Annotated in this window: 25 protein-coding genes; 13 read left to right on the top strand and 12 right to left on the bottom strand. The window is 63.0% G+C overall.

Annotation, left to right across the window (positions count from 1 at the left end; genetic code table 11):
- Positions 1-14: 14 nt before the first annotated feature.
- A complete protein-coding gene (locus FN060_RS11835) occupies positions 15-2612 on the bottom strand; it encodes a ligase-associated DNA damage response DEXH box helicase (RefSeq protein ID WP_142588190.1) in 2598 nt (865 codons plus the stop codon).
- Positions 2613-2643: 31 nt separating this feature from the next.
- Between FN060_RS11835 and FN060_RS11830 the strand changes: the two genes are divergently transcribed.
- Both FN060_RS11830 and FN060_RS11825 read left to right on the top strand, forming a co-directional pair.
- Complete coding sequence (locus tag FN060_RS11830; RefSeq protein ID WP_142588189.1) at positions 2644-3144, top strand: RrF2 family transcriptional regulator; 501 nt, start codon at positions 2644-2646, stop codon at positions 3142-3144.
- Positions 3145-3170: 26 nt separating this feature from the next.
- The gene (locus tag FN060_RS11825) at positions 3171-3632 is read left to right on the top strand and encodes a carboxymuconolactone decarboxylase family protein (protein WP_142588188.1); all 462 of its coding nucleotides are present in this window, start codon (positions 3171-3173) and stop codon (positions 3630-3632) included.
- A gap of 12 nt (positions 3633-3644) precedes the next feature.
- Here the strand turns inward: FN060_RS11825 and FN060_RS11820 are convergent, their stop codons facing one another.
- From FN060_RS11820 to sppA, 3 genes are all read right to left on the bottom strand, one after another.
- On the bottom strand, positions 3645-3992 hold the full coding sequence (locus FN060_RS11820; RefSeq protein WP_142588187.1) for a LapA family protein: 348 nt from the start codon (positions 3990-3992) through the stop codon (positions 3645-3647).
- A gap of 100 nt (positions 3993-4092) precedes the next feature.
- Complete coding sequence (locus FN060_RS11815; RefSeq protein WP_052636772.1) at positions 4093-4392, bottom strand: integration host factor subunit beta; 300 nt, start codon at positions 4390-4392, stop codon at positions 4093-4095.
- A gap of 24 nt (positions 4393-4416) precedes the next feature.
- Complete coding sequence (gene sppA / locus FN060_RS11810; protein ID WP_142588186.1) at positions 4417-5370, bottom strand: signal peptide peptidase SppA; 954 nt, start codon at positions 5368-5370, stop codon at positions 4417-4419.
- Positions 5371-5553: 183 nt separating this feature from the next.
- On the opposite strand from sppA, the gene lptC reads away from it, so the two are divergent.
- The 4 genes from lptC to rpoN all read left to right on the top strand — a co-directional run bounded on the left by lptC (position 5554) and on the right by rpoN (position 9290).
- Positions 5554-6222 (top strand): LPS export ABC transporter periplasmic protein LptC, encoded by a 669-nt coding sequence (gene lptC / locus FN060_RS11805; RefSeq protein WP_142588185.1) that lies wholly within the window; start codon positions 5554-5556, stop codon positions 6220-6222.
- Positions 6223-6268: 46 nt separating this feature from the next.
- A complete protein-coding gene (locus tag FN060_RS11800) occupies positions 6269-6790 on the top strand; it encodes an LptA/OstA family protein (protein WP_244665799.1) in 522 nt (173 codons plus the stop codon).
- Positions 6672-7610: an LPS export ABC transporter ATP-binding protein gene (gene lptB, locus FN060_RS11795; RefSeq protein ID WP_342345182.1), complete on the top strand. Its 939-nt coding sequence runs from the start codon at positions 6672-6674 to the stop codon at positions 7608-7610. The genes FN060_RS11800 and lptB overlap by 119 nt, the downstream gene beginning before the upstream one ends.
- Positions 7611-7727: 117 nt before the next feature.
- The gene (gene rpoN, locus FN060_RS11790) at positions 7728-9290 is read left to right on the top strand and encodes an RNA polymerase factor sigma-54 (protein WP_142588183.1); all 1563 of its coding nucleotides are present in this window, start codon (positions 7728-7730) and stop codon (positions 9288-9290) included.
- Between the two features lie 5 nt (positions 9291-9295).
- On the opposite strand, the gene FN060_RS11785 is transcribed toward rpoN, so the two are convergent.
- The 3 genes from FN060_RS11785 to FN060_RS11775 all read right to left on the bottom strand — a co-directional run bounded on the left by FN060_RS11785 (position 9296) and on the right by FN060_RS11775 (position 11628).
- On the bottom strand, positions 9296-9940 hold the full coding sequence (locus tag FN060_RS11785; RefSeq protein WP_142588182.1) for a YitT family protein: 645 nt from the start codon (positions 9938-9940) through the stop codon (positions 9296-9298).
- Entirely contained in the window at positions 9940-10590 is a 651-nt protein-coding gene (locus FN060_RS11780) for a YitT family protein (RefSeq protein WP_142588181.1), read from the bottom strand. The genes FN060_RS11785 and FN060_RS11780 overlap by 1 nt, the downstream gene beginning before the upstream one ends.
- A 108-nt stretch (positions 10591-10698) precedes the next feature.
- Complete coding sequence (locus FN060_RS11775) at positions 10699-11628, bottom strand: class I SAM-dependent DNA methyltransferase (RefSeq protein ID WP_142588180.1); 930 nt, start codon at positions 11626-11628, stop codon at positions 10699-10701.
- Positions 11629-11774: 146 nt separating this feature from the next.
- Between FN060_RS11775 and FN060_RS11770 the strand changes: the two genes are divergently transcribed.
- From FN060_RS11770 to FN060_RS11760, 3 genes are read left to right on the top strand one after another with little or no spacing between them, the layout of a single operon-like run.
- Positions 11775-12041 carry a DUF6460 domain-containing protein gene (locus FN060_RS11770; RefSeq protein WP_052641623.1) on the top strand — a complete coding sequence of 89 codons (267 nt, stop codon included), beginning with the start codon at positions 11775-11777 and terminating at the stop codon, positions 12039-12041.
- Position 12042: 1 nt separating this feature from the next.
- Entirely contained in the window at positions 12043-12528 is a 486-nt protein-coding gene (locus FN060_RS11765) for a CAP domain-containing protein (protein WP_142588179.1), read from the top strand.
- Positions 12528-13883, top strand: coding sequence for an MATE family efflux transporter (locus FN060_RS11760; RefSeq protein WP_142588178.1), 1356 nt, complete (start codon positions 12528-12530; stop codon positions 13881-13883). The genes FN060_RS11765 and FN060_RS11760 overlap by 1 nt, the downstream gene beginning before the upstream one ends.
- Here FN060_RS11760 and FN060_RS11755 read toward each other — a convergent pair.
- A complete protein-coding gene (locus FN060_RS11755; RefSeq protein ID WP_142588177.1) occupies positions 13859-14950 on the bottom strand; it encodes a quinone-dependent dihydroorotate dehydrogenase in 1092 nt (363 codons plus the stop codon). The genes FN060_RS11760 and FN060_RS11755 overlap by 25 nt on opposite strands.
- Positions 14950-15363: a DUF952 domain-containing protein gene (locus tag FN060_RS11750; protein WP_244665758.1), complete on the bottom strand. Its 414-nt coding sequence runs from the start codon at positions 15361-15363 to the stop codon at positions 14950-14952. The genes FN060_RS11755 and FN060_RS11750 overlap by 1 nt, the downstream gene beginning before the upstream one ends.
- 19 nt (positions 15364-15382) lie before the next feature.
- Here FN060_RS11750 and FN060_RS11745 point away from each other — a divergent pair, with 19 nt between their 5' ends.
- The 3 genes from FN060_RS11745 (at position 15383) to FN060_RS11735 (ending at position 17397) form a co-directional block, all read left to right on the top strand.
- On the top strand, positions 15383-15793 hold the full coding sequence (locus tag FN060_RS11745) for a hypothetical protein (protein WP_142588176.1): 411 nt from the start codon (positions 15383-15385) through the stop codon (positions 15791-15793).
- Positions 15794-15901: 108 nt separating this feature from the next.
- Entirely contained in the window at positions 15902-16549 is a 648-nt protein-coding gene (locus tag FN060_RS11740) for a response regulator transcription factor (protein ID WP_142588175.1), read from the top strand.
- A 185-nt stretch (positions 16550-16734) separates the two neighbouring features.
- Complete coding sequence (locus tag FN060_RS11735) at positions 16735-17397, top strand: S24 family peptidase (RefSeq protein WP_142588174.1); 663 nt, start codon at positions 16735-16737, stop codon at positions 17395-17397.
- A 16-nt stretch (positions 17398-17413) separates the two neighbouring features.
- Here the strand turns inward: FN060_RS11735 and FN060_RS11730 are convergent, their stop codons facing one another.
- Positions 17414-18289 carry a transporter substrate-binding domain-containing protein gene (locus tag FN060_RS11730; protein WP_142588173.1) on the bottom strand — a complete coding sequence of 292 codons (876 nt, stop codon included), beginning with the start codon at positions 18287-18289 and terminating at the stop codon, positions 17414-17416.
- A gap of 48 nt (positions 18290-18337) precedes the next feature.
- Between FN060_RS11730 and FN060_RS11725 the strand changes: the two genes are divergently transcribed.
- Complete coding sequence (locus FN060_RS11725; protein WP_142588172.1) at positions 18338-20251, top strand: glycosyltransferase family 2 protein; 1914 nt, start codon at positions 18338-18340, stop codon at positions 20249-20251.
- Between the two features lie 98 nt (positions 20252-20349).
- Here the strand turns inward: FN060_RS11725 and FN060_RS11720 are convergent, their stop codons facing one another.
- Together FN060_RS11720 and FN060_RS11715 are read right to left on the bottom strand one after the other, a co-directional pair.
- Entirely contained in the window at positions 20350-20781 is a 432-nt protein-coding gene (locus FN060_RS11720) for a hypothetical protein (RefSeq protein ID WP_142588171.1), read from the bottom strand.
- A 372-nt stretch (positions 20782-21153) separates the two neighbouring features.
- Positions 21154-21825: a class I SAM-dependent methyltransferase gene (locus FN060_RS11715; RefSeq protein ID WP_183949864.1), complete on the bottom strand. Its 672-nt coding sequence runs from the start codon at positions 21823-21825 to the stop codon at positions 21154-21156.
- Positions 21826-21829: the final 4 nt, after the last annotated feature.

Raw genomic sequence — 21829 nt, 5'->3', positions numbered from 1 at the left:
TGGCGCGAAGGGCATCAGGATAGCGCCTCCGCAATCAGTTCCTCGGCGGCCTCTGCCAGCACCGCATCCTGCGCCTCGCCCGGAACCGATTCCCGGCCGATCTCCAGCATGATGGGAACGGCGAGCGGCGAGACGTGATCAAGATCGCGGTGGGTGATGTGCCCCTTGATTCGCGCCAGCATATCGCCAAGGCGGCCGATATCCAAAAGACCGGATGCCGCATCCCGTCGCGTCGCTTCGAGCAGGATGTGATCCGGTTCATGGCTGCGCAGCACGTCGTAGATGAGGTCGGTCGATACCGTCACCTGCCGACCCGTCTTTTCCTTCCCCGGGTGGCGCCGCTCGATCAAGCCGGAAATCACGGCGCAATTGCGGAAGGTGCGCTTGAGCATGTAGCTCTCGTCGAGCCAGGCCTCCAGATCGTCGCCCAGCATGTCCTCGTCGAAGAGGTCCGTGAGGCTGATGCGCGCCTTGCCTCCCTTGGCGTCGATCATTCCGCCAATGTCGTTCAGCGCCCAGACCGCGAGCGAATAGTCGGTCGCGACAAACCCGAGGGGACGGGCGCCGAGGCGTTCCAGCCGGCGGGTGAGCAGCATGCCGAGCGTCTGGTGGGCAAGCCGTCCTTCGAAGCAGTAGGCGATCATGAAGAAGCGCTTGCCACGCGGAAAGGTCTCGATCAGCAGTTCGTGTTTGTTTGGCAGCATGGAGCGGTCCTGCTGGATCTCCAGCCACTCACGCACCTGGTCGGGCAGGACTTTCCAGCGTGCCGGATCGGCCAACATGCCGCGGACCTGGTCGGCAAGATAGGTGGAGAGCGGGAACTTGCCCCCGGCATAGGCGGGGATCTTCGGGTCCATGGAGAAGGCATTGGAGACGAGGCACTCGTTCTCGCGAATGCCCTCGAAACGGAGCACCTTGCCGGCGAAGAGGAAGGTATCTCCCTGTACGAGCTGCTCCAAGAAATACTCCTCGACCTTGCCGAGCGACAGGCCGCCGCGGCCGAGCGTGCCCTTGGCGTTGCGCTTCACCAGTCGGACATTGAGTTCGGTCGCTTCCACAATCGTGCCGAGGTTCAGTCGGTACTGCTGGGCGACCTGCGGATTGGAGACGCGCCAGCGGCCCTCCTTCGTCTTGCGGATCTTGGCGTAGCGTTCGTAGGAGCGGAGCGCGTAGCCACCGGTCGCGACGAAATCGACCGCGCGTTCGAACATTTCCCATGAGAGACTTGCGTAAGGCGAGGCGGAGGTGATCTCCTCGTAGAGCTCCAGCGGATCGAAGGGCTCGGCGCAGGCCATGCCGAGGATGTGCTGGGCGAGCACATCGAGCGCCCCCTCCCCCACCGGCGGCGTGTCCTGGGCGCCGAGATAATTGGCGTCCAGCGCGGCCTGGCACTCCATCACCTCGAAGCGGTTGGCAGGCACGAGGATTGCCTTGGACGGCTCGTCCATCCGGTGATTGGAGCGACCGATGCGCTGGGCAAGGCGGGACGCGCCCTTCGGGGCGCCGACATGGACGACAAGATCGACGTCACCCCAGTCGAGGCCGAGATCGAGGGTGGAGGTCGCCACCACGGCGCGCAACTTGTTGGCGGCCATGGCCGCTTCCACGCGCCGCCGCTGGCCGGCATCGAGCGAGCCGTGGTGCAGGGCGATCGGCAAGTTGTCCTCGTTGATTGTCCAGAGTTCCTGGAACAGAAGCTCGGCCTGGAATCGGGTGTTGACGAAGATCAGCGTCGTCTTGTGGCGCCTGATCTCCTCGTAGACCTCCGGAATGGCGTAGGTGGAGACGTGGCCGGACCAGGGGATACGCTTGTCGGTGTCGAGGATCGTGATGTCCGGGGCGGCACCACCCTGAACATGCACGAGACCGGCCGGCGGCGAAGGGCGCTCCCCCTGCGGCACCAGCCAGCGCTGCAGGTCCATGGGGTCGGCGACGGTCGCCGAAAGACCAATCGTCTGCATCTGCGGCGCATGCCGGCGGATGCGGGCGAGCCCGAGCGAAAGCAGGTGGCCGCGCTTCGACGTCACCAGCGAGTGCAGTTCGTCGAGAACGACGTATTTCAGGTCCTTGAAGAAGCGCTCCGCTTCCTTGTTGGCGAGCAGCAGCGCCACCTGTTCCGGCGTCGTCAGCAGGATATCCGGCGGCGTGAGCTTCTGGCGCTGACGCTTGGCCTGCGGCGTATCGCCGGTGCGGTTCTCGATGCTGACCGGCAGTCCCATCTCAGAGACGGGCTTCATCAGGTTCCGTTCAATATCGACCGCCAGCGCCTTCAGGGGCGAGATATAGAGCGTATGGATACCGGTGAAGGCGGAGCCGGGCGGGATCCTGCCCCGGTTCGTCAGATGGGTGAGCGAGGGCAGGAAGCCTGCGAGCGTCTTGCCGGCGCCGGTCGGGGCGATGAGCAGCATATTCTCGCCGGCCTGCGCCCTTGCCAGCAGCTCCAGCTGATGCGCACGCGGTGACCAGCCCTTTTCGGCGAACCATTTCAGGAAAGGCCGGGGCAGAGTTACGGCGTCACGGCCGGCGGATGGGGTTTCGACAAGGTCCACGGCGCTAGAAGATAAGCGCTGCCGCCGCGAAAAGAAGCCCCTTGACCACGACCAGAAGATCATGGATATAATTTATCCATGATTAGGAGTGAGCATGAAACTGAGTGACGGAGTCGAACAGGCAATTCATTGCGCGACGATGCTCTCCGGCCTTTCGGAAAGCGGGGTGCTCTCGGCCGCGGCGCTTGCCGAATTCCACGGGGTCTCGGTCAGCTATCTGCTGAAGCACATGCAGGCGCTGTCCGCCGCCCGAATCGTCGCAACCATGCCCGGCCCGAAGGGCGGTTACCGGCTGGCAAGACGACCGGAGGACGTAACCCTGCTCGACATCGTGCTGGCCGTGGAGGGACCGGCACCGGCTTTCCGCTGTGCCGAAATCCGCCAACGCGGGCCGAACCCCCTGCCGGGGCGCTATTTCCGAAAGCCATGCGGCATCAACGCCGCCATGCTGAGGGCGGAAAAGGCCTATCGCGCCGAACTCGCCAAGGTATCGATCGCCGACATCATGGCCGATCTGGAGGCGGGGGACGATGGGGGCATAGCCGCCCGCGGCTGTGCCTTCCTCGAACTGAACGAACGCAAACCGGCCCGCTGAATGCGGCCACACGGATGGAGATGACGATGAAGCCTCGCATGAACTTCGCCAAGGCCTCGCAGGAGGCATACAAGGCTGTGCTGGAACTCGAGAACTATGTCCAGAAATCCGGGCTCGAGCGCCACTTCATCCATCTGATCAAGCTTCGCGCTTCGATCATCAATCACTGCGCCTATTGCATCGACATGCACGTCAAGGAAAGCCGCCACGACGGGCTTTCCGAACAATGGATCAACCTGATGAGCGCCTGGGAGGAATCCCCGGTCTACGACGAGAAGGAGCGGGCCCTGCTGACCTGGGTGGACGCGGTGACACGAGTGGCTGACACCCATGTACCGGAAAGCGCCTATGACGCCGTCAAGGCCCATTTCACGGAGGAGGAAATGATGAAGATCACGGTGGCGATCGGCGCAATCAATGTCTGGAACCGGCTCTGCGTCGGCTTCCGGGCGATGCATCCACTCGACCAGCCAGCCAAGGCTGCGTAGCAGCTCCGCAGACTATCGGCGCGAAAGTGCGGATCCGGCAGGTGCAACCACGGTCGACTGCGTCTTCTGCCTGTCCGCCTCGTTGTGCCACTTGATGGCTTCCCGCGCCTCGATGCGAGCCTGCCGGCGATACTTGCCCTGGGTCCACCAGGTCGCGAGCGAGCCGATGAGCATGCCGAGGATCAGTGAAAGCATCAGAAAGAGAAAAAAGGGAGCCGTCAGCGACAGAACAGTGTCTTCAGGGCGGAACGGGTTCAGGGCGAGCGTGACGCTCTGACGATTGGCAACCGAAAGGACGATGAGCAGGACGCCGAGCGGCACCAGGATCACCAGCGTGACAATCTTCTTCAGCCTCGTCATGTCGTCCTGCCTCGTCTGTTTCTGATGGCTTGATGCCTCCGGAGGCAGAATAGGCGCCTTGCGGCGCCTTTCAAGTGCAATACCCGGAGCGAACGGCGCGTCAATCCGCCTCGTCGCCCATGCCCGGGTTGAGGCGCTCACGCAGTTCCTTGCCCGTCTTGAAGAAAGGCACCCATTTCTCCTCGACGAAAACGGATTCGCCGGTGCGCGGATTGCGGCCGGAGCGCGAGGGGCGGTTCTTGACGGAAAAGGCGCCGAAGCCGCGCAGTTCCACGCGGTTTCCGGCGGCCAGCGCGTCGGTGATTTCGTCGAGGACCGCGTTCACGATGTTCTCGACATCGCGATGGTAGAGGTGCGGGTTACGTGCCGCAACGATCTGGACCAGTTCCGACTTGATCACGTTTGCCCCCTGAAAAATCTAGATTTAATCGCGGCCAACCTGCCAAACGGAGACAAGACCGTCAAGGAACAACTTCTCACCCATCCAGGGACGCATGCTGTCCAGGCCCAGCATCCTTCCGAGCCCCGTCAGCCGGACGAACTCGCTCATCGCCTGGGCGAACCAGATGGAGGAACTGCTCCCGTCATCCTTCCACTCGACCATCGGCAGGTCTTCGCTGACGCCCTTGCCGGCGAGATAGGCGCGGATCTCATCCTCGCCGCCGAGCGTATCGATCAGCTTGGCCTGCAGCGCCTGCCGCCCGGTGAAGATCGAGCCGTCGGAGAGGCGCAATGCCTCGTCGCGCGGAAGGTTGCGGCGCTCCGCAACGAGATCAACGAACCAGTCGTAGCTGTCCATGATCATCGACCGGATCATCTGCCGCGCCTCCTCGCTCGGAGGATGGAAGGGCGAAGGTTCTGCCTTCAGCGGCGAGGACTTGATCTCCTCCAGCGAGATGCCGAGGTTGTCCATCATCTCGGCAATCTGCGGATACTGGAAGATGACGCCGATCGAGCCGGTGATCGAGCTTTCACCCGCAACGATCGTGTCGCCAGCGGTGGCGATCATGTAGCCGGCGGAGGCGGCAAGTGTCCGGATGTCGGAGACGACCGGCTTCTTTTCGGCCACCGCGCGGATCGCCTTGAAGATCCGCTCTCCGCCATAGGTCGTTCCGCCCGGCGACGAAATGGAAACCACCATTGCCTTGACGCTGTCACTTTCGGCGATCCTGTCCAGCCGCTCCAGGAGTTCCGTATCGTCCTGGATCATGCCGGTGATCTTGACCTGGGCAACGTGCGGCGTGGCACGGCCGCCCTCGCCCGCGCTCATGCGGTAGACCGCAAATCCGAGCCCGATGATGACCAGAAGAGTGAGGACCCGCCAGAAGGTGAGCTTCCGCCTTAGCCGCCGACGATCTGCAATTGCCGATTGATCCATTGGATTTCCCTGCTGCCGATGCACGCTCGATAGGTAAGCGCTGCGCCACCGACTATCACGATTTAATGTTGGCTGTTATTGTTTGTTGATCCATAAAAACCATATTGGCGCGAAATACGAAATCCGTGCTGGCCGCAAGCGCGATCCGAAAAACATGCGGAATGTGAGGAACAGACCCAGCCAATGCTGCAGAGAATGCTCAAAGCACCAGGACCGGCCAGCATGGGTCGGGCGGAGGTTGACGCCTACCAGGCGGCAGTCGCCCATTCCGCACGCGTGCGCAAGCTCCGCATCTGGCTTCCGATTGGCGCCGTGGTCATTTCGGCGATTTTCATCTCCGTCTCGGTGATCCGGGCCTACCTTCCCGAGAACCTCTCGGTCGAGAGCGCCCGCATCGAAGACGGCAAGATCGTCATGGAGCGACCGGCGATTGCGGGTCGCAACGATGACGGCATCAGCTATTCGATGACGGCGGTGCGGGCGCTGCAGGATATCGCCAACCCGAACATGATTACGCTCGAGGACGTGAAGGCCGCGGTTCCGTTGAACGTCAATACGATTGCGCGTGTCGTCGCGACGGAAGGCATCTTCGACCGCGGGACCGACCGCATGGAACTGACGGCCCCGTTCGACGTCAATCTCAGCAACGGGACCACGGCGAAGTTTCAGTCGGCGCAACTCGATGTTGTCGCGGGGACGCTGAACACCGACGATCCGGTGGCAATCGACACCGAGCAGGCGTCCATTGTTGCACAGTCCCTCAAGATAACGGATAAGGGGCGAACCATCACATTCGCGGGACAGGTTCGGGTCAACATCGAAGCCGCCGCCATCCGCAACCGAGGCAGTTAGAGCCGGCACCATGACCGTTCGTCGACGTTCCCAGACATCCGTTTCCATGATCGTGGGTAGCTTGCTTTTGCTTGCGGCCGTCTGTCCGGCCTTCGCCCAGGCGACGACCAGCCAGATGGATGGGATGCGGCTTTCCAATGACGAACCGATCCAGATCGAGAGCGACCAGCTCGAGATCAAGGAGCAGGAGAAGAAGGCCTACTTCACCGGCAATGTGAAGGTCGTCCAAGGGACAACGACGATGCGCGCCGGCAAGATGACCGTGCTCTACACCGGTGAAGGCGCCTCCATGACCGGAGGCAATGCGGACATCGAGAAGATCTATCTGGACAACAAGGTCCTGCTCAACTCCGGAACGCAGCAGGCGACCGCCGACAAGGGCGAGTTCGACATGCCGTCCCAGACGTTCATCCTGACGGGCGACCAGGTGGTGCTTTCCGAAGGCCCGAATGTCTTCAAGGGCTGCAAGCTTACCGTCTATATGGAAACCGGCGAAGCACGGCTGGATGCCTGCGGCGGACGCGTCGAGATCCTGCTCGATCCGAAGTCGCGGCAGCAGCAGCAGTAACGACGGAAGCAGTGTGAAACTTCCCCTCCTAAACAGACTGGCGGCGCGCAAGCCGTCCCCTCGCCAGCCGTTCGCGGTGAAGGACAAGACTCGCTACGAAGGCACGCTGGTCGCCCACGGGCTGTCCAAGACCTATGATACGCGCCGGGTCGTCAACGGAGTGTCGCTCGTGGTGCGGCGTGGCGAGGCCGTGGGGCTGCTGGGCCCGAACGGTGCCGGCAAGACGACATGCTTCTACATGATCACCGGCCTCGTGCCGGTCGACGAGGGCATGATCGCCATCGACGGCAACGAGGTGACCACGATGCCCATGTATCGGCGTGCGCGCCTGGGAGTCGGCTATCTGCCGCAGGAGGCGTCGATCTTCCGGGGCCTGACGGTCGAGCAGAACATCCGCGCGGTCCTTGAGGTTCACGAGCCGAGCAAGGAGAAGCGCGAGCGCAAGCTGGACGAGTTGCTGGAGGAATTCCATATCGGCCACCTCCGGAAATCGGCAGCCGTTGCGCTCTCCGGCGGCGAAAGACGGCGCCTCGAGATCGCACGGGCGCTTGCGACCGATCCAGCCTTCATGCTGCTGGACGAACCCTTCGCCGGCGTCGACCCGATTTCCGTGTCCGATATCCAGAACCTCGTTCGCCACCTGACCGCCCGCGGCATCGGGGTCCTGATCACCGACCACAACGTCCGGGAAACGCTGGGCCTCATCGACCGTGCCTATATCATCCATGCGGGCGAGGTGCTGACGCACGGCCGGGCCGAGGATATCGTCAACAATCCCGATGTCCGCCGCCTCTACCTGGGCGACAAGTTCACGCTCTGAGGCGCAATCTGTCGCGGTCGATCCGGACCGCTTGACCAAACCATTCAAAAAAGCAATTTTTGGGCCAAGTCGACATCCGGACGCCGGAATGTCGATCGGTAGGGAGTTTGCGTCCGCATGGCCTTGTCCGCCAGCCTTCTTATGCGCCAGAGCCAGTCACTGGTCATGACGCCGCAATTGCTGCAGTCCATCCAACTGCTGCAGATGACGCATCTCGAACTCAACCAGTTCATCGCTACTGAAATCGAAAAGAACCCGCTCCTCGATCTCGCCTCCTCGGAGACAGATGAAACCGGCGACGCGCGATCGGCCGAACAGCGGGCTACGCGCAACGAGCAGGACGGGGCGGACGACGAGAGACCCGCAAGCTCCGACGCGGCCGATGACTGGTACGAAAGCCGGCCCGAGGTTGCTGCTGCGCGACTGCAGGAAATCGATCAGGGCTTTGAGAACGTCTTCCCAGACGACCGGCCTGCAGAGAAGGCCGATGTGCCCGAACTGCTCGGCCAGTGGAAATCGATGACGGGAGCGCAGTCCGGCGGCGACTACGACCTGGAGGATTTCGCCTCCGCTCCGGTGACGCTTGCTGAGCACCTGGGTCAGCAGGTTCCGTTCCTGCTGAAGAGCGCGACCGAGCGCCTGATTGCGGAACATCTCATCGACGCCGTCGATCAGGCGGGATATTTTGCCGGGTCCACCGCGGACATTGCCGAGCGCCTGGGCGTGGACCGGCAACAGGCGGAAGCCGTGCTGACGGCGCTGCAGACGCTCGATCCGCCCGGCGTGATGGCGCGGTCACTGCGCGAATGCCTGGCTATCCAACTGAAGCAGCGCGATCGTCTCGATCCTGCCATGAAGCTGCTTGTCGACAATCTCGATTTGCTCGCCCGCCGAGATTTCACCTCGCTCCGCCGGCTTTGCGGTGTCAGTGAGGAAGACCTTCTCGACATGCTGGCGGAGATCCGCACGCTGAACCCGAAGCCCGGCGACAGCTTCGAGCGACACGCCGCCGAACCCGTTGCACCCGACGTTGTCGTTCGACCCGGCTCGACCGGAGGCTGGATGGTCGAACTTAATCCGGACACCCTGCCCCGCGTACTGGTCAACCGGCAGTACTTCCAGTCGGTCTCGAAATCTTGCGCCAAGCACGGACAAGAGCAGGACTTCCTCGCCGAATGCCTGCAGAATGCGAACTGGCTGACCCGTAGCCTCGACCAGCGGGCAAAGACCATCCTGAAGGTGGCAACGGAAATCGTGCGGCAGCAGGACGCCTTCCTCGTGCATGGCGTGGACCACCTGCGACCGCTCACCCTCAAGGCGGTCGCAGAGGCGATCAAGATGCACGAGTCCACAGTCAGCCGGGTGACCTCGAACAAATACATGCTGACGCCGCGAGGCATGTTCGAGCTGAAGTATTTCTTCTCCGTATCGATCGGCTCCACCGAGGATGGCGGCGACGCCCATTCCGCGGAGGCTGTGCGCCACCGCATCCGGGCGCTGATCGATCAGGAGAGCGCCGATGCCATTCTCTCGGACGACGACATCGTGATTTCCCTCAAGAAGGGTGGCGTCGACCTCGCACGGCGCACCGTCGCCAAGTACAGGGAGGCGATGAACATTCCCTCCTCAGTACAGCGGCGGCGCGAAAAGCGGGCAATGGCGAGGCTGGCTGCCATCTAGGCAGATCACCGGACGATGTAGCGGTCCGTGCGATGGTTGATCGCCAGCGTAAGATTCAGGGTCGCGGCCGCCACGATGGAGCAGACGATCACGAAGGGCGTGGCGACGAAGAAGGAGAGTGCCAGAACCAGAAGGTCGAGCGCCAGCTGCACGAACCCTGCCCTCCACCCGGCACGCTCCTGCAGGTAGAGAGCGAGTATGCCGAAGCCGCCGAGCGACGCCCGATGGCGAAACAGCGCCAGCATCCCTGTCCCGATCAGAAGACCGCCGAACAAGGCCGCGACCACGGGATGCAGGGTCTCGAAGGTGATGAAGGCCGGCAGCACTTCCGTGAGAACCGATGTGAGGGCAACCGCCGAGAACGTCTTGACCGTAAAGGCGAGACCCAGCCGGCGATAGGCAAGCCAGTAGAAGGGAAGGTTGAGCGAGAAGAAGACGAGGCCGAAGCTCAAGCCCGTGGAATAGCGCAGGAGGAACCCGAGCCCGGCCGTGCCGCCGATCAGCAGTTGCGCCGACGCGAGCATGGTGACGCCGAGGGCCGCCAGCATCGAACCGGCTGCGATCCCCTGGATGTCCTCCGCTATCGAGTGGCGATCGGAGGCCGATGCCCAGAACCCCACCGGTGTCTTCTGCCCGTCAGCATTTGCCATCAGCGCACCACGATATACCGGTCGGAGCGATGGTTGATCGTCAGGAAGACGTTGAGCACCACCGCACCAAGGATCGACCATGCCACGGTTGCAGGGGAAACGACAGCAAAGGCACAGATCATGACGCAGAGATCGAAGGCGAGTTGCACCAGCCCGGCCTGAATGCCGAAACGATCCTGAATGTAGATCGCCAGGATTCCGACCCCACCGAGCGAGGCCCGGTGCCTGTAAAGGGCGAGCAGTCCGTATCCTAACAGGAGCCCTCCAAGCATGGCTGCCCAGCCGGGATGGAGGTATTCGATCAGCAGGAAGCGATGCTCGATCTCCGTGACCACCGAGACGAGGCCAATGGCGATGAAGGTCTTCAACGAGAAGCCGAGGCCGAGACGCCGGAAGGAGAGATAATAGAACGGCAGGTTGACGATGAAGAACAGCAGGCCGAACGAGATGCCGAACGCATAGTGGAGCAGGAAGGCCACTCCCGCCGTACCTCCCGTCAGCAGGCCGACATGATTGAGCAGATAGAAGCCAAGGCCGGCGACGAGGGCGCCGGTGGCCAAGCCCTGGCTATCCTCCAGCAGCGTATGCTGCGAAGGGTCTGCGCTGTAGAAGCCGAGGCTTCGCCTCTGCGCCTGCTTCTGCTGAGCCAATCCTGGACCTCTGGAATGCGTGGATGCTGCAATGCAATAAATCGTTGGCGCACCCTGTTCAACGGCTGCAGCAGTGAACACCGCAAAACGAAAGAAAATGTTGGTTCGTTACTGCTTCTGCGACAGAAACAGCATGCCGCCCACCGGCTTGCCGCGATCGTGACGAAGGTCGATGCGCTGGATCTCAAGCAGGCGGAGGTGATGGAGGTCCAAAAGCTGACGGATGTAGTCTTCCGAATGCGCATAGCGAAGGGAGTCGCGCAGCACGAAGCCTTCATCGACTCCGGCGTCTTCGATCGAGAAGGCAAAGAGGCCCCCCGGAGCAAGCAATTCCGTAACGAGCGGAAAGACAGTCTGGAGCGAGCCCAGATAGATGAGGACATCGGCCGCCATGACGAGATCGGCGCGATGACGGGCGAGAACATCCGAAAAGAGTGTCGTCCGGTCCGCCAGGAGGCTGATATCTGCCTGGGCGAGGTGGTCGTATATGTGCTTCTGCCGCGCCTTCTCGATCATGTTAAGGGACAGATCAAAGCCTTCCAGACGCCTGGTCATGGGGCGAGCCTCAAGGCCCATCAGGCCGGTGCCGCAGCCAAGGTCCACGGCCAGCCGATAGGGCGCCGCAGTCACCAGCATCTCCGCAAGCCTTGCCGGGACGCTGTAACCGAGCTTTTCCACAAGAGCGGTCTCGAAGCGGTCCGCATACCCGTCGAACAGGCTTTCGACATAGCGGCTGGGCGGATGTTCAGGAACCTCCTCGGCCCCCAGAAGTGCCAGCTTCAGGCGTGCGCCAAAGATATCCTGCGGCTCGATCGCGAGGACCTTCCGGAAGGCCTCCACCGCATGTTCGACGAGGCTTGCCTTCTCCCGGTACTCACCAAGACGAAACCAGCCAGCAGCCCAGGCAGGCACCAGTTCGACAGCCTGCTCCACCAGTTCGAGCGCCGCCTGCAGGTCGCCACCGTCGAATAGCATCCGGGCATAGTCCATGCGCCGATCTGCGATGGCATCACCGGAAGAAAGCTGGGCGGGCGGCATGGGTGCTCCTGGAGGGGTGCGGGTTATTGGCCGAAGTCACAAAAAAACTCAAGTTCTATTTGAAGGGGCGGCATCGGGCGGTGGAGAACGGGCTTGCGACGCGCGTCGATGCCGCCTATTCCTGCCGCCAAACGGAGACTGAAAGCATGTCGGACGGGGTCAACCGGCTTCTCGGCGATACGCCGGGGCGCACGATCGTCAAACTCATCGTCGTATCACTCATCGTGGGTTTCGTGATGGCCATATTCGGCGTCGACCCGTGGGATATCGTCTACGGAATCCGCAATTTCGTGCTCGACCTCTGGTACCAGGGCTTCCATGCGCTCGGGCGCGTCGGCGACTACCTGATCCTCGGTGCCACGATCGTCATCCCGGCCTTCATCATCCTGCGGCTCCTCAGCTACAGGCGCTGACATGACACTGGAAAATTCGCTTCCGAGACGGAGCTTCCTGGTGCTCGCGGGCTGCGGCCTCCTCGCAACCGGATGCTCCAGCGTTCTGAAACCCGACTCAGTCGCCGGCGTCGAGGACGAGACAGATGCGGCCCTGCCGCTGGTCAACCGCGTGCGCGCCCAGCAGGGGCTTCCGGCGCTATCTGCCAAGGCGCCTGCGCGCGCCGCCGCCGCCGAGCAGGCCGTGCGCATGGCGAAGGCAGAGCAGATGACGCACCTGATCGGCATGGGCGACAACTTCGCCAGCCGGATGAAGCGCCGCAACGTGCCGCTTCCTGCGGCAGAGAACATCGCAAGCGGCCAGAGGTCGGTGGATGACGCCGTGCAGGCCTGGATCGATTCCCAGCGCCACCTGAAGAACATGCTGGGCTCCTTCAGCGGCGTCGGTGTCGCGGTCGCGCAATCCCCCTCATCCCGGCCCTATTGGGCAATGGTGTTGTCGGCCTGATGGAGCCGGCCTCGAGGCCTCAGCCCGCCGTGTCGCGACCCTTCGAGGTCACGCATGGGCTGGTGCTTTCGATCGCGGTGCCGATGACGCTCGGCTTCCTGACCACGCCGCTGCTCGGGCTGACCGATACCGCAGTCGTCGGCCGCCTTGGCCAGGCTGAAGCGCTGGCCGGCCTCGCGATCGGCGCGATCCTCTTCGATCTCATCTATGGCAGCCTCAGCTTCTTCCGGACCGCGACGACGGGACTGGCCGCACAGGCGTTCGGACGCGCCGACGAGCGCGAACTGCAGGCGGTGTTCTGGCGGGCCACACTCAGCGCGCTTTCGCTCGGCGCCCTGATGCTGGCGCTTGCGCCGGTTATCCTCTGGGCAGCGCCCGACCTAATGACGGACGATCGGTCAGTCCAGGCGGTCGTCCGGGACTATTTCGCCATCCGCGTCATCTCCAGCCCGGCGACCTTTCTCAACTACGCCATCCTCGGCTTCGTCTTCGGCCGCGGCCAGCCAAAGTTCGGCCTGGCGCTGCAGATCCTGTTGAACGGCACGAACATCCTGCTTTCGATCATCCTGGGCCTGTGGCTTGGCTGGGGCGTTGCGGGGGTGGCATGGGGAACGGCTGCGGCCGAAGTGCTGGCGGCCGCCGTCGGCCTGGCGCTGGTAATACGCAGGTTCTCGCCTGGTTCGCGGCCGACCAAGGCAGACCTCCTCGACCGGTACAAGCTGAAGCAGCTCTTCCAGCTCAATGCCGACATCCTGATCCGCTCGCTGGTCCTCAACGGCGCCTTCGCGCTCCTGACGAAGGTCGGTTCAAGCTTCGGTGCGGTGACGCTCGCCGCCAACGCCGTGCTGATGAACATCTTCATGCTCTCGTCATTCTTCCTGGACGGGCTCGCGGGCGCTGCAGAGCAACTGTCCGGGCGGGCCGTCGGCGCCAATTATCGCCCGTCGTTCCGCCGTGCCATCAAGCTCACGGCCGTCTGGTCCTTCGCCATGGCAGGCGTCCTTGCTGCCTTCTTCCTGCTGTTCGGCCAGCCGATCATCCAGTTGCTGACGACATCGCCGGAGGTGCGGGAAATCGCAATCGCCTATCTTCCCTGGGCCGCGATGACCGGCCTTGCCGGAGCGCTCGCCTTCCAGATGGACGGTGTCTTCATCGGCGCCACCTGGTCGCGGGAGATGCGCAACATGATGCTGATGTCATTCGCCGCCTATTGCCTGGCGCTGCTGACACTGGTGCCGGCCTATGCCAATCACGGCCTGTGGGCGGCCCTCAACCTGTTCCTGCTGATGCGAGGGGTGTTTCTCGCCGCCATGGTGCCGCGCAAGACGGCTCAGAGCTTCATCGCCGCCCAGTGATCCACCCGGCTATCACGCAGGTCGCGGATGGAGCCGGCCCCGTCACGATCGAGCAGGTCGGACAGGCCGCGCAGGATGCGAGCCGGCAGGGCGGGACCTTCGTAGATCATGCAGGAATAGAGCTGCACAAGGTCCGCACCGGCACGGATCTTCTCCATGGCATCTTCGGCACTTCCGACGCCCCCGACCCCCACCAGCGGGAGTGCCGCTCCCACGCGCTGCCGCATCTTCGCGAGGACGGCCGTGGACAGGCGAAAGAGCGGGGCGCCCGACAGCCCGCCTGATTCCGCGGCATGTCGACGATCGGTCAGACCATCGCGGGAGAGCGTCGTGTTGGAGATGATCAGGCCATCTAGATCGTGTGCCAGGGCTTCGGCCGCAACATCATCGAGCCCTTCCTCGGTCAGATCGGGAGCGATCTTCAGGAATACGGGCAGCGAGCGACCGACCCTGGATGCCTCCTCCGCGCGGGCCGCAAGGACGGCTTCGAGCAGCGCCTTCAGGCTGCCGCGGGCCTGCAGGTCGCGCAGGCCGGGTGTGTTGGGCGAGGAGATGTTGACCGTGAAATAGCTCGCGACCGGATAGAAGCGCCTGATGCCGGCGACATAGTCCGCCACGCGATCGGCGCTGTCCTTGTTCGCGCCGATATTGACGCCGACGATGCCGCCGGACCCATTGCGTGCGGAAAGGCGTGCGAAGGCCGCCTCATGCCCCTCGTTGTTGAAGCCGAGCCGATTGATCACCGCCCGGTCGTCAGCGAGGCGGAAGATGCGCGGCTTTTCGTTGCCTGCCTGCGGCTTCGGTGTCACGGTCCCGACCTCCGCAAAACCGAAGCCGAGCTTCAACAGCGCGTCCGGCACTTCGGCATTCTTGTCGTAGCCGGCCGCCATTCCAAGCGGATTGGGGAAGCCTATTCCGGCAACCGTCACGGCGAGGCGCGGGTCCTCCGGAACGCGACAGGAGGGGACGACCCCGCTTTTCAGTGCCGCGATCGACATGCCGTGGGCCGTTTCCGGATCAAGAAGGAAGAGCGCCTGACGTGCCAGGTCGGTAACGGGGCCGAACATCAGACGACCTCCTCAGGAAAAATATGCAGCCCATCGTCGCCGACCGGCAGGGAGCGCTCCCACAATACGGCATCCATCGGAAGCCGGGCGTAGAGGTGCGGGAAAAGATCACCACCGCGGGAAGGCTCGAACTTCAACGCCTCCCCAAACGCATCACCATCGATGGCGACGAGCAGCAGGTCGTCCATGCCGGAAAAATGACGCCGGGCGGTTTCGCGGCATTGCGAGGCCGTGGAGAAATGGATGAAGCCGTCCTGCAGATCGACGGGTGCGCCTTCAAAAACGCCTGTTTGCCTGGCTTGCTGCCAAAGCGCTCGCGGAACGATCTTATAGACGATAGTGTTCATGGGCCGCTTTCGGAAACGCGTCGATTGCTGACCGGCGGTTTGCCGCAAAGAGACCGGCTTGTCCACCGCAGGAAAGGGAAGCTAAATGAAAAGACTGTTCTGGATCCTTCTGCCCCTGGCCCTGCCCGCATACGCCTATGCCCAGGACACGGACCCATCGCGCTTCCAGCTGGAGCGAACCGAGAGCGGCTTCATCCGGCTCGACCGGGAAACCGGTGCGGTGTCGCTCTGCCGCGAGGCGGAAGGCAACCTGGTCTGCCGGATGGCGGCCGACGAGCGGGCCGCCTACGAAAAGGAACTCGACCTGCTCGGCGAGCGGGTGACCGCGCTGGAGAAGCGGCTTGACGCCCAGCCTTCCCAGAATGCCCTGCCGGGAGAGGCCGAGATCGAGCAGAGCCTTTCCATCATGGAGCGCTTCATGCGACGCTTCATGGAGATCATCGAGGAGTTCACGACGGAGCGCGACAATGCCGAGCAAACGCCCCAGAGGACCTGAGCGCCGCACCCAGATTCTCCACCACAAGAAGAGGGCTATTGTTTCCGGAGCCCGGCCCGCGTAAACTGTATGCAAATATGCGACTAGGCTCTTGGGAGGGGGCGTGGAATGCAGACACTGACGATCCTCATAGCCGACGACCATCCGCTCTTCCGGGGCGCGCTGAAACAGGCGGTCCACGACCTAGGCGAAGAGCGCCGGATCATCGAGGCCGGGGACTTCGAGGCAGCCCGCAAGGCCGCACGCGACAATCCCGAGGCGGATGTAATGCTTCTCGACCTCGCCATGCCGGGTGTGAGCGGCTTTTCCGGGCTGATGTCGCTCCGGGCAGAGTTTCCGGCACTGCCGATCGTCATCGTATCGGCGACCGACGATGGAAACACGGTCCGGCGGGCGCTCGAACTGGGCGCCTCGGGTTTCATCTCCAAGTCCTCCGGCCTCGACGACATTCGTGCCGGCATCAATGCGGTGCTGGAGGGCGACATATGGGCACCTGACGTTCCGCTCCCGGTCTCGGATGAGGATCCGGGCGTGAGCGAACTGCTCGAGCGGTTGAGGACACTGACCCCGCAGCAGAGCCGCGTGCTGGCCATGCTGGGAGAAGGCCTCCTCAACAAACAGATCGCCTATGAACTCGGCGTCTCGGAGGCGACGATCAAGGCGCATGTCTCTGCCATCCTCCTGAAGCTCAATGTCGACAGCCGGACCCAGGCGGTGATCAAGCTCAGCAGGATCAACATGCCGATGGTGGCCTAGGGAAAGGATTTTATTCCTTCCTTCCCTTTACCCGGGACTTCCGTTTCGCTAATCTGTTGTCAGTGGCCGTATGGCTGCCTGCGCCGGGATGTGCTCCGAAAAGGCATCCCGGTGCGCCATGCCTTTGGATGGCGAGACGGTTCGGGGCGCAAGGCCCACGACGATCCGCCGGAGTATGTATCGTCATGCTGTCACACGACACGATCTGGGGTGCGATCGATGCACTCGCCGCCCGTCACAAGCTGACGCCTTCGGGTCTGGCGCGCCGGGCAGGCCTGGATCCGACATCGTTCAACAAGTCCAAACGACTGGGGCCCGACGGGCGGCTGCGATGGCCTTCGACCGAGTCGATCGCCAAGGTGCTGGAGGCCACGGGCGCCACGATCGACCAGTTTCTGAGTTCGCTGCCAGGCCAGGCACGATCCGACGTCCCGACGGGTAGCTTTCCGCCGCAGGCCGGTTCGATCCCCCTGCTCGGCTTCGCGCAGGCCGGCGCCGGCGGCTTCTTCGACGATGGCGGCTTTCCAGCCGGCCAGGGATGGGACGTGGTGGATTTCCCCGCCTCCCCGTCGCGAAAGGCCGGTGTCTATGCTCTGGAGGTCCAGGGCGATTCCATGGTGCCGCTCTACCGCGACGGGGACGTGCTGATCGTCGAGCCGGGTGCGCAGGTTCGCCGCGGAGACCGCGTCGTGGTGAAGACCCGGGACGGCGAGGTGATGGCCAAGGTGCTGCTGCGGCAGACGCCGCGCAGCATCGAGCTGACCTCGCTCAATCCCGACCATCCGAACCGCACCTTCGAGATGGCGGAGATCGAATGGGTGGCCAGGATCATCTGGGCAAGCCAGTAGGAATATACTCCGGCGCTCAGTAAAGCCCGTGCGGGAAGTAGCGCAGGTAGATGTCCTGCAGGCGGCCGTTGCGGGATAGCGTTGCCAGCGCGTGATCGAAGGCATCCCGCAGGGTGTCGTCGTCCTTCTTCAGCATCACCGTCACTCCTTCCCCCAGGAAGGTCTCCGACAAGTAGGATCCGCCGTAGAGGCGGCAGCAGTTTGCGGAGGCCTCACCGGCAATCCAGAAGGGCAGCCTCAGACCGTCGGAAAAGACGGCGGCGACCTTGTTATCCTTCAGGGCGTCGAGCAGCGCATTCTGGTCGGCGAACAGCACGGGGATAGCGCGCGGGAAGAAGGCCTTGAGCATGGCTTCATGGGCCGATCCGTTCACCACGCCGACGGTCCGCGCGGCAAGCGCGTTCCCGTCCAATTCCCCCAGATCGCGGTCAGCATGGCGGGCGAAACGCGCCGGGATCATCAGATAGGGACGCGAGAAGGAGAATGACTCGCGGCGTTCCGCCGTCACCGCTACCCCGGCCATGACCGCATCGCCGTTACCGTTCGCCAAAGCCTCTTCCAGCTCCTCAAAAGGCAGTGCCTGGATCTGGCAGCGGCTTTCGATCTTCAGTTCGAGACAGATTTCACGGGCAAGATCGACGTTGAAGCCGGTAAGGCGGCCGGTCTGATCGGCGAAATTGAAGGGCGGAAAATCGGCAGTCGTCAGGATCCGCAGCCGCAGCAGGCTAGAGAGATCCGGGCGCGGCAGGCGTTCGCGCGCATCGAAGAGCACCGGCAGTTCCGTATCCTGCGCCGCTGCCTCGTGCGCGGGGGCAAAGGCGAGGCCACACCCCAGGACAACCCAAAGGAGAAATATCCCCTGCCTTCTGAGGGATGTAAGCAATGCGGGCATGTCTATGATCCATTTCGGGACAGGGCGGCAGGACGGTGTAACAGAGTCATGCGTCTGGGGGAATATTCGCAAGCGCCTTCGCTTCGGGGCGGAGACGCCGGCCATGACGGCCGGGTGCCGGAGACGGCGGCGCAACGGGATCTTGACGCGGCGCCGGCGCCAGCCGGCGAAGCGGCCGCACTGCAGTCCCTCGGTTTCTCCAAGCCACTGGTAGAAGCCATTGCCGCCAAGGCACGAAACCACGGAACCAGCCTTGAGCAGGAACTCCTCCACCATCCGGGCATAGAGGAGAACGCCTATTATGGCGCGATGGCGCGGTTCCTGCGACTCCCCTTCCTGGAGAGGATCGACAGCGCGATCGTCGTCGACAGCGAGCATGCCGACACGCAATTGCGTCGCCCCACCATGATCCGGCTGCAGCATCAACGACAGGCGCCGCAGATGGCAGTGATCCCCCGGGCGGCACGCCTCGGCGATCTCGCAGCGACCCTCGCGCACCGGCCATCGCTGCGAGAGGGGCTTGTCGTCACCACACCAACCGCCCTGCGCGCCGCGGTATGGGAGGCGGGAGCGCTCAGGAGGATTCGTCACACCGTCGGAGAGCTATTCGATCAGCGGCAGGACCTTTCGGCGCGGATCGTCCTGATGGGAGGACAGGGTTTTGTTGCTGGACTGCTGACCGCGACGCTCGTCGCCTGCGCCCTGACTGCGCCGGGACTATTCTTTTCGTCCCTCCACCCGGCGCTTTCCTATCTCTACCTCCTCGGGCTCATCCTGAGGATCATGGCGCTTCTGCACCACAGGCAGAGACACGAAACTCAGGTGCGCGACGTCACCGGTCCCCTGCCCTGCTACACCATCCTGGTCGCCCTCTACCGGGAGGCGGCCATCGCCCGGCAGTTGGTGGACGGCCTGAAGCGGATTGACTGGCCGTCTCCGCTGCTCGACATCAAGCTTGTCTGCGAAGCGGATGATCGGGAAACGATCGACGCGCTGCGAGCCCAGACGCTGCCGGCGAACTTCGAGATCGTCGAGGTTCCACCGGCGGCACCACGCACCAAGCCGAAGGCGCTCAGCTATGCTCTGAACGGTGTCAGTGGCGACTTCCTGGTGATCTACGACGCGGAGGACCGGCCGCACCCCGGCCAGTTGCGCGAAGCCTACTCCCGCTTCTGCGAACTTCCCGCCGAGGTCGTCTGCCTGCAGGCACCGCTCGTGATCAGTAATGCGAAGGCGTCGTGGATCAGTGCACTTTTCGCGCTCGAATACTCGGCCCTCTTTCGCGCCCTCCTGCCATGGCTTGCCAGTCACCGTATGCCCATCCCGCTCGGCGGGACTTCCAATCACTTCCGCGTCGCGGCATTGCGAGAGGTCGGCGGATGGGACCCGTTCAATGTGACCGAGGATGCCGATCTCGGGCTGCGGCTGTTTCGCCTCGGCTATCGCGCCAATGTGCTTCAACGGCCGACGCAGGAGGATGCGCCGACCACGCGTGCGGTATGGATGGGGCAGCGGACGCGCTGGTTCAAGGGGTGGGTGCAGACCTGGCTGGTGTTGATGCGCCAGCCCGGCAGGCTCGTTGCGCAGATGGGCCTGCGCAACGTCCTCATCTTCCAGCTGCTGATCGGCGGCATGCTCCTGTCATCCCTCCTGCATCCGCTGATCTTCGTCTTCCTGGTCGAGGGTGCGTTTGCCATGCTAGCGGCGCCCGCAGAGGACATCCCTGCACGGGTGCTGATGCTCTTCGTGGTCGATGCGGTCAACATCTTCGGCAGCTACCTGATCTTCGTCACGCTCGGCATCAAGGCGATGACGGATGACGAGCAGCGACAAGTCGGCATGCGCTGGACAGGTGTTCCGCTCTACTGGCTGCTGACCTCCATCGCCTCGTGGAAAGCGGTCATGGAATTGCGGGCGAAACCCTTCTTCTGGCAGAAGACACCACACCAGCCGAGCAGCTGAGAGCCAGATCGAAGCGGCGCCATATGAGGAAGTCCGTAGTGCACGCCACCCGAGGCATTAAACAATCTCCGGCTACTGCCTTGAGACACGCGCCGGCGCTATTGGAAAAGTGTCTGGCAGGCTTCGCCGGCGTTTCTCGCCAGGGCGAGAATGGTAAGGTAATCGCCAGCCAGCGGTGAAGGCGACCTGTTGATGTCGAGTACATCCGCCCGGCCTGCATCTGTCGTCACGTAGGCACCTTGCCGCCCTGCCTTTTCGTTGAGTGCATAGAATACCCCATCGATGTAGGCCAGGAGGGGCCCGGACAGGCCGACGCAAAAGAGCTGTGTCTCCCTTACCTGCGGATAGCGCTCCTCCATCCGAAGGGCCGCTGCTTCGCCGATCTCCGACTCCGTGACATTGGTGAACCTTTCGAAGCGTCCATGGGCATAGGGAAAGCCGAAGCTCTCCACCTCCACTGCCCCAGCGCTGGCCGCGCCACAGACGAGCAGACACGCCGCCAAGGTAACGCGGGCACGCTTTCTGTTCATTCCTACTCCCATTCGACCCGCATGCGTCCGACCCTAGACATCAGGATGGAAGTAGTGGTCATGGCGCCCGTTATCAATGGAGGCCAGTCCGCGCCCGCCCGCACGCCGCCTAGCCTGCAGCGAGCCAGGCCGCTGAACTGCCGGCGCTCTCGCCTTGCCGAACGCTGCGGGATCTCGGCGGAAAATGGATCGAGCAGGTGCATACCGCCGCTTGACGAGAGTGAGGCAGAGGGAACAACGAAAGGTCCTGCCAATCGGTGGGACACGATATTGAATGCCCCGCTCCCTTCCATAGCCGAGATACTCGATCTCTAGCTTCTTCGCTGCACGAAAACGAAAAGGTGTGGCAGCAGGAATGTGGCACGAGGTAATTTAGGCCCTGATAATTCGCGCCAGCGTCATCGACCTTCCGAAATATCCCGGCCCGGGATCGTAGTAGTAGCTGTGGTGAGAGAAGTCAGGTGCCGGGAAATGTCGTTCCAACGCCGCCAGCGTGTTGAGCTTGTAGACTGTTTCGAAGCCATCCTCGGCCTTCTTATGCGGCACCAGCCGCCTGAGAAAAGTCCCATGAAGCCGCTCCGGGATCAGCCGGGCACCAACGGAGAAGTAGCCCCACTTGTTGGGCGTCACTGCACAGAGCCACCCGCCGGGCTTGAGAATTCGGCCCAGTTCGCTGGCGTAGAAGTCGGGATCGGTAATGTGCTCCAGGACCATCCAGGCGAGGACGATATCGAAACTATCGTCTTCGAAAGGCAGGCTCTCGCCGACGGCTGCGACATGTCGATCCTCGCTTGTCGGGTTCTCAAGTACAACGGGATCGACATCAAACAGTGCATACCGTGCGGGAATCCGGCTGATGTCCGTGATCCGCTTGAGGGGATCGCTTTCAAGATAATGGAACTTGCCGCGACCGGCGCCAAATTCCAGAACATGGTGATTGGGCTCGAGCAATGCCCGCACGCGAGAATAGAACTGGATCCTCGCCTCCATGCGAGTAAATCCGCCCGCGGCCACCTCGGGAAACAAGCCTTCCAGGACCGACACTCGC

The organism is Pseudorhizobium halotolerans (assembly GCF_902153235.2).
Classification (GTDB): domain Bacteria; phylum Pseudomonadota; class Alphaproteobacteria; order Rhizobiales; family Rhizobiaceae; genus Neorhizobium; species Neorhizobium flavum.
This window is presented reverse-complemented; position numbering and strand designations above follow the sequence as displayed.